Origin of the sequence: Kerstersia sp., assembly GCF_052103615.1 — a bacterium.
Taxonomy (GTDB): domain Bacteria; phylum Pseudomonadota; class Gammaproteobacteria; order Burkholderiales; family Burkholderiaceae_B; genus Kerstersia.
Window position 1 is genome coordinate 140,096 of sequence record NZ_JBQEKA010000001.1, and the last position, 13,426, is coordinate 153,521.

The window sequence follows — 13,426 nt, forward strand, 5'->3', positions numbered from 1 at the left end:
CCAGCGGCGCTGCTTACTTGGGCGCCCGCTTGATATGGGCCAGCGGGTGGTCTTCGGGGTAGGTCGGGGTGACCGGCTTTTTTGCGCCCAGCATCACGCACATCAGCGCATCCTCATCGCCGATATTGATCTCCTCGCGATAGACGCCAGGCGGCACGGAGACCAGGTCGCGGTCGGTCAGGATGGTTTCATAGCGCTGGTCGCCCTGCGTGATCACCAGCTTGAGCTTGCCGCGAATGACGAAAAATATTTCTTCCACATCAACATGAATATGGGGCGGGCCTTCATGCCCGGCGGGAATCACCATCGTGGAAAACGTGAAGTGCTCACTGGGCACGGTATTGGTGTCAGCGGTCACGCCGGTGCCGCCAGTGCCGACATAACGCATTTGCGCGCGGCGGTACTTGGGGTCGTAATCGGCCTGGAATTTCAGCGCATCCCAGTCATACTTGCGGGTCGCGAAACGGGCGATACGGCTATTGATCCACTCCTCGAATGTCGCGCCTTCGGGACGCGTCCAGGTAGGCTCGGTGTGGCGGGTTTGATCAGCGACTTCAGACATGGCGGACTCCTGCGTAAGCTCAGTGGGATGGGCGGGATGAAATTGGCGGTTTGGTGCTTGGTGCCGTACGCGTATGGCGCGTCACTGCATGACAAAACCGCCGTTGACCGGCAGCACCTGGCCGGTGACAAAACGCGATAGATCGGACAGCGCGAACAGCACGGCGCCGCAGACATCCGCAGCCTGCTGTTCACGCGGCAGCGCCCGGCCATCGAGGTATTTCTGATGACGCGCCTGCGGCACATATTCGGTGGCCTCCACCAGCGTGAGACCTGGCGCCACGGCATTAACGGTGATCCCGTCAGCGCCCCATTCGCGCGCCAGCGCATGCGTCATCGCGGAGACCGCGCCTTTGCTGGCGACATAGGCCAGCAGATTGGGCGCGCCCCACAAAGCGGTATCGGACGAAAGGTTGACGATTGCGCCCCGGCCGCTGGCCTTGAGCGCGGCGTGGCACGCCCGGCTAGCCAGCCAGGTGCCGCGCACATTCACATCCATGACCTGATCCCAGGTCGCCACACTCAGCGCGTGCGCATCCTTGCCGCCGGAATTGGTGATGGCAGCGTTGTTGACCAGGCCATCCAATCCCCCCAGCCTGCCCAGCGCCTCTTCAACGGCCCGCTCGACACTGGCGGGATCAGCCAGATCCAGCATGACCGTATGCGCATCGGCCCCTTCCGCGCGCAGGCTTTCGCCCGCCTGCGCCAGCTGCGCTTCCAGACGGTCGGCCAGCACCACGCTGGCACCCGCCCTGGCGATGCTGCGCGCAAAGGCCAGCCCCAGTCCGCGCGCGGCCCCCGTCACCAAAATGCGGCGGCCTTGCAGCAAGCCTGCCGGGACAGATGCCAGCCAGCCCTGCAAGCTGGCATCGTCTGCCGCTCCCAGCGTTGGCGCAATATTCTTTTGACTTTGCATGATGCTTGCCCGCCCTTAAGTCGTCGTGACCGAAGCGCGCGGCAGGTAATGCAGCACCCGGCGTTCCAGCCAGACCACTGCCCAATAGGCCAGCAGGCCGACCAGCGTCAGTGCGGCAATGGCCACGAATACCGCCGCGGTATTGCCCTGCCCCTCGCCATCGACCAGCAGGTAGCCCAGGCCTTTGTTGCCGCCGACCAGCTCACCCACCGTCACACCGATTACCGCCAGCGTCGCGGCAATCCGCAGACCGGAAAACAGCGACGGCAGCGCAGACGGAAACTCCACCAGGCGGAAGATCTGCACCCGGCCCGCATTCAGGGTGCGCACCAGGTTCACCATATCCGGGTCCACCGTTCGCACGGCCGACAGCACGTTGATCATGACCGGGAAAAATACGATCAGGATGGCGACCAGAATCTTGGGATAGATGGTGTAGCCCAGCCACATCACGAACAGCGGCGCGAATGCCACCTTGGGCGCAATCTGCAAGGCCAGGATGTATGGCGACAGCACGGATTCCGCCTTGGGGGACAAACCCAGGCCGACACCAAACATGATCCCCAGCAGCGACCCCAGCACAAAGCCCAGCACGACTTCCAGCATGGTGATCCAGAAGTGCGAGGCCAGATCACTGTTGTGCCACATATGCCCGGCTTCGCTGAGCACCCGTGTGAACTTCGGGAAGACATATTCGGGCATGCCGAACAGGCCCGGCCCCCACTGCCACAGTGCCAGGAAAACCAGCAGCACGGCTGCGCTGCTGAGGTAGGTGGAATAATCTTTCTTCATTGCGCCATTGCCTTGTAGTAATGCGCCGTCCGCCTGGGCGTCAGCGGCTCTCGACAAATTCGTTGGTGTACAGCTCGTCCAGCGGCTGGGCGCGGGGCACGATGCCTTGCTCGACATAAAAAGCCTGCACGTCCTGCAGACGCTTGGGGTCCATGCGCCCCAACACTTCCTGGTCGGCGTACACGTATTCACGGTAGAGATCGAAAATCCGTTCGATCATGGCTTCCTGCCCCCGGTAGGACGGCACCGCCTCGATATAAGCCGCCGCGGCCGCCTTGGGGTCACGGATGATGTCGTCCATGCCGCGCAGCGTGGCGCGCACCAGTTTGCGCACCAGCTCAGGGTTGTCCTTGATGGTCTGCTCGGACGCCAGAATGGCCTGCGCCATGCTCTGGAAGGTTTCGTCCTTGGGCAGAATCCGCACCTTGGTGCCGGTCTGTTCAACGTTGGCGATCCAATCCGGCACAGCTGCCATGGCATCGGCGCGCCCGGCATTAAACAGTTGCCAGACCCCTGCCGGGCCGGCTGCCTGGGCATCGACATCGCGCCGGCTCAGGCCCGCTTTTTCCAGAGACCCCAGAAAGGCATAGAACGTCGTGTCGCTATAGGCCATGACGGTCACCGTCTTGTCCTTGAGATCTTTGACATGCTGGATATCGCCATCCTCCTTGGCAGCCAACAAGGTCAGCGACCCGCCGCCCAGCACCGCAACCGCCTTGACCGGAATCCCGTTGGCGCGCACGATGATTGGCGTATCGCCGATGGCGCCGCCAACAGGCGCATTGCCCGCGCCCACTTGCTTGGCCACATCCACACCCCCCCGGCCAGCCACGAAATTCACATCCAGCCCTTCCGCTTCGTAATAGCCACGCTGCTTGGCCAGCATCCACGGCGCAAACGCCGTCAGCGTCGCGGGCGCCGGCAGGAGATACGTCACTTCTTCCAGTTTGCCGGCCTGGGCCTGCGCCCCGGCCGGCACGGCCAGACTACAGATCAGCGCCAGCGGCGCCAGCCATTTGCGTACTGCGGGTATGCCGTTCAGAGTCATCACAAAGCGTCCTCAAGGGGTGGGGGTGGGAGCCCGGCGCAGGCCGCCAGGCCCGGGCCGGATGTTCCGGCGTCAGTGCAGCGAGTCCTGCCCGACTTTGAGCAGTTCCATCAGGCGCCCCTGAATCGGGGCCACTTCGGGCATCCTGCGGCGCTGCATCGGGTTGTCCCGGTGCGGCAGATCCACGATGATTTCTTCGATGATCCGGCCAGGCCGCTCACTCATCACCAAAATCCGGTCAGACAGCGCAATGGCTTCGATCAGGTCATGGGTAATAAACAGGGCGGTTTTCTTTTCTTCATGCAAGGTGGCTGCCAGATCCTGCTGCAACACCATCTTGGTTTGCGCATCCAGCGCCGAGAAGGGTTCGTCGAGCAGCAGGACATCAGGATTCACGGCCAAGGTACGCGCCAGCGCAGCCCGCTGACGCATGCCCCCGGACAACTGATAGGGGTAGTGGTTTTCAAAGCCGCCCAGATGGCAACGCACCAGCAGCGCCTCAGCCACAGCGCGCCGCTTGGCGCGCGGCACGGCATTGATTTCCAGCCCCAACTCGACGTTCTCACAAATGGTGCGCCAGGGCATGAGCAAGTCCTTCTGGAGCATGAAAGCCACCTGGCGCACCGGGCCTGTCACGGGCGATCCATCTACTGTCACCCTGCCTTCCGTCGGCAGGTACAGCCCTGAACCCATGTTCAGCAGCGTGCTTTTGCCACAGCCCGAAGGGCCGATGACCGAAACGACTTCGCCACGCGCGATTTGCAGATTCAAGTGCTGGACGGCATACGGCGGTTCCGCTTGCATACGCGTCGGAAAACGTTTGGCGACACTATTGAATTCGATATGGTGGTGCATTTCCGCCCTTTGTTTCATATGTAAAACAACAATTCACCAATGGAATTTGAATGAATTAAATCAATATCGCCTTTGAGCCGATATCAGTGAAAACACTGCCTTAGCCCGCATTCAATGCCATGCAAATTCCGTGCCAAATTTCCGCTATCGAATTAACGTTTCACTAATAAATCACAGCATTTCAAATACGGAATAAATGGCGTTTTTCAGCCAATAATTCACTCTTGAAAAACCTTTTTTCATTCATGGACTTAGGCCATGCAGAAAAAATAAATATGAATTCAAGAAAAAACTTTCGATGCCGCTATCTGGTGCATTGCAGCATTTCCAAAAGCACTGGAAAGGTGCTAAGCCATGCCATAAATGGGCATCTTCTCAATGCCTGAAACATAAGAATTAATTAATTGAATAAATGGAATATCCGGCCTTTCCCCGCCCGCTCCGGCCAGCGGGCGCTGCCGTCTGCTTGCCTGGCCCATCAGCCCTCCGCCATCGGGCGGGCCAGCGCAGGAGACGTGTCTGCCGCCAGGGCACGCACCCGCCATCCCGCGTGAATCCTGCCGCGGGCGCGATACAATGCCGCGCAGATGGTCTGCACCGATGGTCTGCACCGCTGCAGCCGAACCGCTACCGAACGAGACCCGATCGCCATGTCTGAATCTTCTACTCTCTCCACCGCGCAACTGCCCTCGGATATCAAGGCCGAAGTGCTGTCGGAGGCCCTGCCTTATCTCCGCCGCTTTCACGGCAAGACCATCGTGGTCAAGTACGGCGGCAACGCCATGACGGAAGAGCGCCTGCAGCGCAGCTTTGCTCATGACGTCGTGCTGCTGAAGCTGGTGGGCCTGAATCCGGTCGTCGTGCACGGCGGTGGCCCCCAGATCGACAACGCCTTGCAGCGCCTGGGCAAACAAGGCAAGTTCATTCAGGGCATGCGCGTCACCGACGAAGAAACCATGGAAGTGGTGGAATGGGTGCTGGGCGGCCAGGTGCAGCAGGACATCGTGATGATGATCAATGCCGCTGGCGGCAAGGCCGTGGGCCTGACTGGCAAGGATGGCGGCCTGATCCAGGCAACGCACAAATTGATGGATGACCGCGAGAACCCGGGCCAGAAAATCGACCTGGGCTTTGTGGGCGATATCGCCCGCATCGAACCGGCGGTGGTCAAGGCCTTGCAGGACGACCAATTCATTCCTGTGATTTCGTCCATCGGCTACGGCGAGGACGGCAACGCCTACAACATCAACGCCGATGTCGTCGCAGGCAAGATGGCGGAAGTGCTGGGCGCGGAAAAGCTGGTGATGATGACCAACACCCCGGGCGTGCTGGACAAAGACGGCAAGCTGCTGACGCGCCTGTCAGCCGCCACCATAGACGCCATGTTCGATGACGGCACGATCTCCGGCGGCATGCTGCCCAAGATTTCATCCGCCCTGGACGCCGCCCGCAATGGCGTGAACTCGGTCCACGTGGTCGATGGCCGCGTCCCGCACTGCCTGCTGCTGGAACTCCTGACCGACAAGGGCGTCGGCACCATGATTCAGGGCGCCTGAATCCTGCTGGCCGTCCTGGCCGTCAGTCTTGGCAGTCCCGCCGTGGCGGCCAGGGACTGCCGGAAAAAAATGCCCATCCTGAAGCAGGATGGGCATTTTTATTGTTTCAAGCCAGGCCATTGCGCCTGGCCGGCAGACTATCGGCACACGGCGCGCCGCCGTCGGCTATCCGCCGTGACGCGTGCCGCAGACAGGGCAGCCTGGGTCGCGCACGACCTTGGTACTGCGCCACTGCATGCCCAGCGCCTCCAGGCGCAGCAAGCGGCCTATCAGGCTCTGCCCCATCCCTGCGAGCACCTTGAGGGCCTCTGCCGCCTGCATGGCCCCGACAATGCCCACCACCGGGCCGAAGACCCCGGAAGTCGCGCAAGTCATGGTGTCCGGCTCATCGGAGACCGGAAACAGGCAGTGATAACAGGGTGAATGCGCCTGCCTGCTGTCAAATACGCTGATCTGGCCATCGAAACGGATCGCCGCCCCCATGACCAAGGGCTTGCCCAGCCGCACGCACACCCGGTTGATCGCATGGCGAGTCTCGAAGTTGTCGGTGCAGTCCAGTACCAGATCCGCATCCGCCGCCAGCGCTGCCAGCCCCGCTTCATCCAGCCGCTGGCACACAGCCCGCACCTCGACTTCGGGGTTCAGACGTCCCAGCGCCTGCTTGCCGGATTCAGCCTTGAACTCGCCAACTGTCGTCGTATCGTGCAGGATCTGCCGCTGCAGATTGCTGAGTTCGACATGGTCGTCATCGACCAGAATCAGACGGCCCACGCCCGCGGCAGCCAGATACAGCGCCGCTGGCGAGCCCAGGCCGCCAGCGCCTACCATCAGCACGGTGCTGTCCAGCCAGTGCTGCTGGGCCTCTATGCCCGCCTCATCCAGCAGGATATGGCGGGCATAGCGCAACAGCTGATCGTCATTCATGACGGCAGGTCATTTACTTCGTGCCGGGCACAACACCGTCAACCGTGATGCGCTGGCGCGCTGCGGGCGCAGCTTCGACCACGCTCTTGCCGCCAGGGCCGCCGGTTTCCACAGGCTTGCCCCGCAACTGATTGATAGCCTGCTGCAACTGGAAGTCATCCGCGCCGCCGAACTCGAACATCTTGAAGTCCTTCAGCTGTTCTTTGTCCATTTCGTTGGAGCGCACTTCGTCTTCCGGCGTCTGCTTGTTCGACAGGTGGCGCTGCAGATCAGCCTCACGCGGCAGACGGAACAGATCGCCCTTTTCCGTATCGGAAACGACGATGTCCGGTTCAATCCCCTTGGCCTGGATAGAGCTGCCATTGGGCGTGTAGTAACGCGAGGTCGTCAGCTTGATGCCGGTATTTTCGGACAGCGGCAGAATGACCTGCACCGAGCCCTTGCCGAAGGTACGGTTACCCATGACCTTGGCGCGGTCGTGATCCTGCAAGGCGCCCGCCACGATTTCGGAGGCCGAGGCCGACCCGGCATTCACCAGCACCACCAGCGGCACGGTCTTGGCCCACTCGGGCAGATCGCGCATGTAGTTGCTTTCGCCACGGGCGAAATCCACGGGATTGGCCAGATAACGGTGCCGCGATTCCGGCGCCCGGCCATCGGTGGAAACCACCAGCACATCCGGCGGCAGGAATGCCGCCGACACGCCGATGGCGCCGGTCAGCAGGCCGCCCGGGTCATTGCGCAGATCGAGCACCAGGCCCTTGGGCGTGCCGTTGCGGCCTAGCTCACGCAAATGCTGCACCAGATCAGCGCCAGTGCGCTCCTGGAACTGCGACACGCGGACATAGCCGTAACCGTCATCAAGCATTTTGCTGCGCACGCTGCGCACCTTGATGACATCACGCATGATGTCTATCACAATCGGCTGATCCACCCCGTCGCGCACGACAGTCAGGCGAATAGGCGTTTTGGGCGCGCCGCGCATGAGTTTGACGGCATCGGTCAAAGTCATGCCTTTGGTCGGCGTGTCGTCGATCTTGATGATCAGGTCGCCGGCCAGCACGCCGCCGCGCGCAGCGGGGGTGTCTTCGATGGGGGAAATGACCTTGACGAAACCATCCTCGGCGCCGACCTCGATCCCGAGGCCGCCGAACTCGCCCTGAGTCGCCGTCTGCATATCTTCGAAGGCTTCCGCATCCAGATAGGCGGAGTGCGGATCCAGGCTGGACAGCATGCCGGAAATGGCGCCGTTGATGAGATTGGTATCGGTGACGGGTTCGACGTAGTTATTCTTGATGGCGCCGAAGACACTGGTGAACTGGCGCAGTTCATCCAGTGGCAGCGGTGTGCCGCTGCGTTCTGCCACGGCGCTGATGCCGATACTGGTCAATACGCCGGCCACGGCGCCCAAGGCAACCAGGCCGAAACTCCGCGTTTTACGAGTGCTCATGCACATTCCCGTATGAAGGCCGGCGGTAAAACGCCGGCGATAGATTGCCGCCTTGCCAAGGCATCATGCCGCCGGAATCAACGCGCAATGAAGCGCGCAGGATCGACAGGCGTGCCACGATGCCTGACCTCGAAGTATAGGCCCGAATCCACCTGTCCGCCTGTCGCACCCGCCAGGGCGATGGCTTCCTGACGCGCCACCGCATCCCCAACCTGCTTGAGGAGGCTCTGATTGTGGGCATAAACAGACAGGTAATCCCGGCCATGATCCACGATGATGATGTTGCCGAAACCCCGCAACCAATTCGCATACACCACCGTGCCGGATTCAACGACCCGCACCGCCGTTCCTTCCGGCGCGGCGATCAGCTGGCCGCGCCAGGCGCCGCCATCCGGTTTTTGTGTGCCGAACCGGGCCAGCACTTGCCCAGACAGCGGTCCCTTCAAGCCAGAACGCAAGCCATTGCTCAGGCCTGCCTGCCCCTGCCCGCCAGGCGCCACTGTTGCCACTGCCGCCCGTTCCACTGTCCGTTCCGCTGGCCGTTGCGTCACCGTCGGTTCGACAGGCGCGGGCGCTGGCGGTTCCGCAGGGCTCACATCCACCGTGCCCACCGGCTCGTCGCGAGCCAATTCCGCCTGCGCCAAGGCCGGCGCTGCCGCTCCGAGACGCGGGCCTTCCACCTGCCGCAGTGTCGATACCGGCCCGGTTGCCGCGGGGGTTTCACGGGCCGCTACAGCGCGCTCACGCTCGCGGGCGCGCTGGGCCGCACGCTCCGCCGCCGCTTTCTCCGCGGCAGCCAGCCTGGCCGCCTCCCGCGCTGCCGCCTGGCGCGCCGCACGCTCGGCTTGCGCCTGCTCCCGCGCCAGACGCAGTTCTTCCTGACGCCGCAGCTCGGCCTGGCGGCGCGCTTCGGCGGCGCGGCGAGCCGCCTCAAGCTGCTTGCCCAGGTCATCGACCAGACGTCCCAGCCGTTCATCGTCACGGTTCAGGCGGCTGGCTTCGACACGCTGGGCGCGGATGCGGTCCTCCAGACGCGCGACCACGGCAGCACGCTCACGCTGCTGGGCTGCACGCTGGCTGCGCTGCGCCTCGGCATCGCGATTCAAGGCCGCCAAACGTTCATTGCCCGCGCGCTGTTCCGCCTGCAAAGCCTCCAGACGGCTGATTTCCGTGTCCAGACCGCGCACGGTTTCCGCCCGGGCTTGCGCGACATAATCCAGATAGGCCAGGTGACGGCCATTGTCTTGCGGGTCGCCCCCCGACAACCAGACGCTCCAGGGCGACAATTCATTGACATACTGCTCGCGCAGCTGGCCAGACAGAACCTGGCGGCGCTGCGCCAGATCCTGCTGCAAAGCCGCCATATCGCGCTCCAGGCGCGCCAAGGCAGCCTGCTGCTGGCGGGCCTGCTCGGCCAGTTCATGCAAGCGCCGGTTACTCTCGGACAGCGCTTGTTCGGACTGGCGCAAGGCGTCCGCCGCATCTTTGCGCTCGCCTTCGCGCAGCTCCAGCTCCTGCTGCACGTTGCGAATGCGCTGCTGCAATTCCTTGCGGCGCTCCTGCGCTTCACGCTGGCTGTCGCTCACTTGCTGCGTATCCGGCGCGGCACTGGCCCATGGCGGCGCCAGCAGCGCCAGCCACAACAGGCTCGATCGGCACAGACGGCACAGCGCGCCCGGACGGAGGTTCATGATAGACAGCCCCTTGTGAATACCCGCTTTACTTCGCCGCCTTGCCCTGTGCCGCCACCGCAGCTACTGCCGCCGCAATGGCTTCCTGATCGCCCAGGTAGTAATGGCGGATCGGACGCAGGTTTTCATCCAGCTCGTACACGAGCGGCTGGCCGGTCGGGATGTTCAGGTTGACGATTTCCTCTTCGGACACATCATCCAGGTACTTAATCAGGGCGCGCAGGCTATTGCCGTGTGCCGCCACCAGCACCTTGCGGCCGGCACGGATGGCCGGCGCAATGGAATCGTTCCAGAACGGCACCACGCGCTCAACCGTATCCTTCAGGCACTCGGTGGCCGGGAGGCTTTCAGCAGGCACGCGCGCGTAGCGCGGGTCGAAACGGGGGTGGCGCGGATCGTCCAGATCCAGCGGGTTAGGCGCAATCGCGTAGGCGCGGCGCCAGATCAGCACTTGCTCGTCGCCGTACTTGGCTGCCGTTTCCGCCTTGTTGAGGCCTTGCAGCGCGCCATAGTGGCGCTCATTGAGGCGCCAGCTCAGGCCCAGCGGCACATACATGGCATCCATGGCGTCCAGCGCGATCCAGGCCGTGCGGATGGCACGCTTGAGCACGGAAGAAAAGGCCACATCAAAGGTATAGCCTTCACGTTTGAGCAGTTCGCCTGCCTGCCGTGCCTGCTCGCGGCCGGTGTCCGTCAAATCGACATCGGTCCAGCCGGTGAAGCGGTTTTCAAGATTCCACTGGCTTTCGCCGTGACGCATCAACACTAATTTATACATGGCAGGCTTTCAAAAAGAGTTGTAGAACCCGGCCATTTTAATGGCTTCGGCAGCACTTGGCGGCGCTTGTGGCATTCGTCCTCCCATTCATCCGTCCATTCGCCGTGCCACTCACGGCACCCCGGGTAGCACCGGCGCGCCGCGACTGCGGTAATATCTGCTATTCAGATCAATCCGGGCCGCCTTTCCTCGGCCCGCGCCAGCCCGCAGGAAACACGAAGTGGACTTCATCTATTCACCTGAAAATCTCATGCTCATCGCCGTGGTGCTGCTGTCCGGCATCATGCTTGCCTGGCCCGCAATCGCCCGCAGCCGTCTGGGCACGAGTCTGGTCCCCGCCGCGGCCGTCCAGTACATCAACCACAAGAATGCGCTGGTCATCGACGTGCGCACCAGCGAAGCCTTCCAAAAAGGCCATATCGCCCAGGCCCGCCACATCGCAGCCAGCGACATCGAACAAAAAGCCGATGCGCTGCCCAAGAACCGGCCCCTGCTGGTCGTGAGCGAAACCGGCCGTGATACGTCGCGCATCATCACCGCGCTGAAAGCCAAGGGCCATACCGAAGTTGCCAACCTGGACGGCGGGCTGCGTGCCTGGAGCCAGGCCAATATGCCGCTCTCCAGCGGCAAACGCTAAGTTTCCCGGAGCCGTCACCATGAATACCGTCCGCATGTATTGCACGGCCGTCTGTCCGTACTGTGTCCGTGCCGAAATGCTGCTGCGCCAGCGCGGCGTGGAACAAATCGAAAAAATCCGTATCGACACTGACCCGTCACAGCGCGATGTCATGATCGCAGCCACGGGCCGGCGCACTGTGCCGCAGATTTACATCGGCGATACGCACGTCGGCGGTTTCGACGACCTGGCCGCGCTGGACCGCGCAGGCGGGCTGCAAACGCTGCTCGCCGGCTGATTCCTCCGGCCCGTCATCTCCCCTATTGCAACCATTTTTCGCAGGAAACATCATGTCCGACCAGGAACAACAAGCTAACGGCCAAGCCGCTCCGTCCTTCAGCATGCAACGCGTCTATCTCAAGGACCTGTCGGTCGAGATGCCCAATGCGCCGCAGATTTTCCTGGAACAGGAAGGCCCGAAGGTAGAAGTCAGCATCAACGTCGGCGGCCAGCGCCTGGCAGAAACGGTGTTCGAATCCACCGTCACCGCCACGGTCACCACGCGCATCAACGACAAGGTGCTGTACCTGGTTGAAGGCACGCAAGCCGGTATCTTCGAACTGGCCCATATCCCTGGCGAACAAATGGACCCGCTGCTGGGCATCGTCTGCCCGACCATGCTGTACCCCTATCTGCGCGCCAACATCGCCGACGCGATCACCCGCACCTCGCTGCCCACGCTGCACCTGGCTGAAGTCAACTTCCAGGCGCTCTACGAGCAACGCATTGCCGAACTGCAGCAGCAGCAAGTGGAACAGCCTGACAGCGGCATCATCCTGCCCCCCGGCGCTACCCGTCAGTAAACCGCATGTCCGCCGCAAGGGAACCTGATCGCCAACATCGCATCGCTGTCCTGGGCGCCGGCGCCTGGGGTACCGCCCTGGCGGCGGCCGCCAGCCGGCATGGCGACACCATGCTGGTGACGCGTTCACCCGACGCTTCTGCCGCCTTGGCCGAAACGCACGAGAACACGCGCTACCTGCCCGGCATCAAACTGCCGGACACACTGCGATACGGCCATGGCCTTGAGGCCGCGCTGGCCCACCTGGCTGGCGATCATGCCCCATTGCTCATTCTGGGAATTCCCGTCGCCGGGCTGTCGGCCACCAGCGCCAGCCTGGCCGCCGCCCTGCTGGCACGCCCTTTGCCTGGCCTGACGGTGCTGCGCACTTGCAAGGGCTTCGATGCCCAGACAGGTGAACTGCCCTATGAAATCAGTCACAGGCTACTGGATGGTATCCCTGGCCTGGCTACCGGTGTGCTGTCCGGCCCTTCATTCGCCCAGGAAGTCGCGCGCGGCCTGCCCGTTGCGCTGACGGTCGCCAGCAAGGCGCCCCATGCGCGTGCCATCGCCACCATGGCGCTGCACGGCGGGCCGGTACGGGTCTATGGCAGCGAAGATGTCATCGGCGTGGAAATCGGCGGCGCGCTCAAGAACGTCATGGCCATTGCCTGCGGGATTGCCGATGGCCTGGCGCTGGGCACCAACGCCCGTGCCGCGCTGATTACACGCGGCCTGGCCGAAATGACGCGCCTGGGCATTGCCCTGGGCGCGCAAGCCGCCACGTTCTCCGGCCTGACCGGGCTGGGTGACCTCGTGCTGACCGCCACGGGTGATCTGTCACGCAACCGCCGTGTCGGCCTGGCGCTGGGCCAGGGCATGACACTGGAAGCCATTCTTGCGGACGGCATGACTGCCGAAGGCGTGCGCTGCGCCCAGGCTGCCTGGCAACGCGCACAGGCCATGAATGTCGATATGCCCATTACTGCGGCGGTCTGCCAGGTTCTGGATGGCACGCATACCCCGGAGCAGGCGGTGGCCGCCCTGCTTTCACGCGAAGCCCGGGCAACGGAATCGCCGTCCCAGCATTGACCGGCGCAGCGCCTGCCGGGTCAGGCAGGCATATCGCCTAACGCCAGACACCATCCAGGGTTTGCGCCTCCAGCAGGCGTCTCGCCCAGGCCCGCAGGCTGTTGCCATCGGCCTGGCGCAAACGCGCCAGATCCGCTTCTGACAACACGCCAAAACGAACTTCCAGCTGTTCGCGCAACAAACCCGCCATGCCTTCGTTGCGTCCTTGTTCCAGGCCTTGCTGCATCCCCTTGCGGATGCCTATGCGTTCGACGCTGCTGATATAAGCCATGTTTCGCTCTTCCTCGAAGCTTGCCAGGGATAGCC

Annotated in this window: 14 protein-coding genes and 1 pseudogene; 5 read left to right on the plus strand and 10 right to left on the minus strand. The window is 62.9% G+C overall.

Features of this window, described 5'->3' with window-relative positions; genetic code table 11:
- Positions 1-13: 13 nt before the first annotated feature.
- The 5 genes from ACTJGZ_RS00645 to ACTJGZ_RS00665 form a co-directional block, all read right to left on the minus strand.
- Positions 14-562 carry a cupin domain-containing protein gene (locus ACTJGZ_RS00645; protein WP_441661027.1) on the minus strand — a complete coding sequence of 183 codons (549 nt, stop codon included), beginning with the start codon at positions 560-562 and terminating at the stop codon, positions 14-16.
- 81 nt (positions 563-643) lie between these two features.
- Positions 644-1,477, minus strand: a complete 834-nt coding sequence (locus tag ACTJGZ_RS00650; RefSeq protein ID WP_441661028.1) for an SDR family oxidoreductase — start codon at positions 1,475-1,477, stop codon at positions 644-646.
- Between the two features lie 15 nt (positions 1,478-1,492).
- Complete coding sequence (locus ACTJGZ_RS00655) at positions 1,493-2,269, minus strand: ABC transporter permease (RefSeq protein WP_441661029.1); 777 nt, start codon at positions 2,267-2,269, stop codon at positions 1,493-1,495.
- Between the two features lie 40 nt (positions 2,270-2,309).
- Entirely contained in the window at positions 2,310-3,317 is a 1,008-nt protein-coding gene (locus ACTJGZ_RS00660; RefSeq protein WP_441661030.1) for an ABC transporter substrate-binding protein, read from the minus strand.
- Positions 3,318-3,389: 72 nt separating this feature from the next.
- Positions 3,390-4,190, minus strand: a complete 801-nt coding sequence (locus tag ACTJGZ_RS00665) for an ABC transporter ATP-binding protein (protein WP_441661031.1) — start codon at positions 4,188-4,190, stop codon at positions 3,390-3,392.
- 632 nt (positions 4,191-4,822) lie between these two features.
- Here ACTJGZ_RS00665 and argB point away from each other — a divergent pair.
- The gene (gene argB / locus ACTJGZ_RS00670; protein ID WP_441661032.1) at positions 4,823-5,728 is read left to right on the plus strand and encodes an acetylglutamate kinase; all 906 of its coding nucleotides are present in this window, start codon (positions 4,823-4,825) and stop codon (positions 5,726-5,728) included.
- 165 nt (positions 5,729-5,893) lie between these two features.
- Here argB and ACTJGZ_RS00675 read toward each other — a convergent pair whose 3' ends face one another.
- The 4 genes from ACTJGZ_RS00675 to gpmA form a co-directional block, all read right to left on the minus strand.
- Complete coding sequence (locus tag ACTJGZ_RS00675; protein WP_441661033.1) at positions 5,894-6,652, minus strand: HesA/MoeB/ThiF family protein; 759 nt, start codon at positions 6,650-6,652, stop codon at positions 5,894-5,896.
- A 13-nt stretch (positions 6,653-6,665) separates the two neighbouring features.
- The gene (locus ACTJGZ_RS00680; protein ID WP_441661034.1) at positions 6,666-8,102 is read right to left on the minus strand and encodes a S41 family peptidase; all 1,437 of its coding nucleotides are present in this window, start codon (positions 8,100-8,102) and stop codon (positions 6,666-6,668) included.
- A gap of 77 nt (positions 8,103-8,179) precedes the next feature.
- Positions 8,180-9,793: a murein hydrolase activator EnvC family protein gene (locus tag ACTJGZ_RS00685; RefSeq protein ID WP_441661035.1), complete on the minus strand. Its 1,614-nt coding sequence runs from the start codon at positions 9,791-9,793 to the stop codon at positions 8,180-8,182.
- 28 nt (positions 9,794-9,821) lie between these two features.
- Entirely contained in the window at positions 9,822-10,571 is a 750-nt protein-coding gene (gpmA, locus tag ACTJGZ_RS00690) for a 2,3-diphosphoglycerate-dependent phosphoglycerate mutase (RefSeq protein ID WP_441661036.1), read from the minus strand.
- Between the two features lie 220 nt (positions 10,572-10,791).
- Between gpmA and ACTJGZ_RS00695 the strand changes: the two genes are divergently transcribed.
- The 4 genes from ACTJGZ_RS00695 to ACTJGZ_RS00710 are packed head-to-tail and all read left to right on the plus strand — an operon-like array spanning position 10,792 to position 13,120.
- Positions 10,792-11,208: a rhodanese-like domain-containing protein gene (locus ACTJGZ_RS00695; RefSeq protein ID WP_441661037.1), complete on the plus strand. Its 417-nt coding sequence runs from the start codon at positions 10,792-10,794 to the stop codon at positions 11,206-11,208.
- A 19-nt stretch (positions 11,209-11,227) separates the two neighbouring features.
- Entirely contained in the window at positions 11,228-11,485 is a 258-nt protein-coding gene (gene grxC / locus ACTJGZ_RS00700; RefSeq protein WP_441661038.1) for a glutaredoxin 3, read from the plus strand.
- A gap of 52 nt (positions 11,486-11,537) precedes the next feature.
- Positions 11,538-12,050, plus strand: coding sequence for a protein-export chaperone SecB (gene secB / locus ACTJGZ_RS00705; protein ID WP_441661039.1), 513 nt, complete (start codon positions 11,538-11,540; stop codon positions 12,048-12,050).
- Between the two features lie 5 nt (positions 12,051-12,055).
- Positions 12,056-13,120: an NAD(P)H-dependent glycerol-3-phosphate dehydrogenase gene (locus ACTJGZ_RS00710; protein ID WP_441661040.1), complete on the plus strand. Its 1,065-nt coding sequence runs from the start codon at positions 12,056-12,058 to the stop codon at positions 13,118-13,120.
- A 37-nt stretch (positions 13,121-13,157) separates the two neighbouring features.
- Here the strand turns inward: ACTJGZ_RS00710 and ACTJGZ_RS00715 are convergent.
- Positions 13,158-13,426 (minus strand): annotated as a pseudogene (locus ACTJGZ_RS00715) (DUF4351 domain-containing protein); the annotation flags it as partial.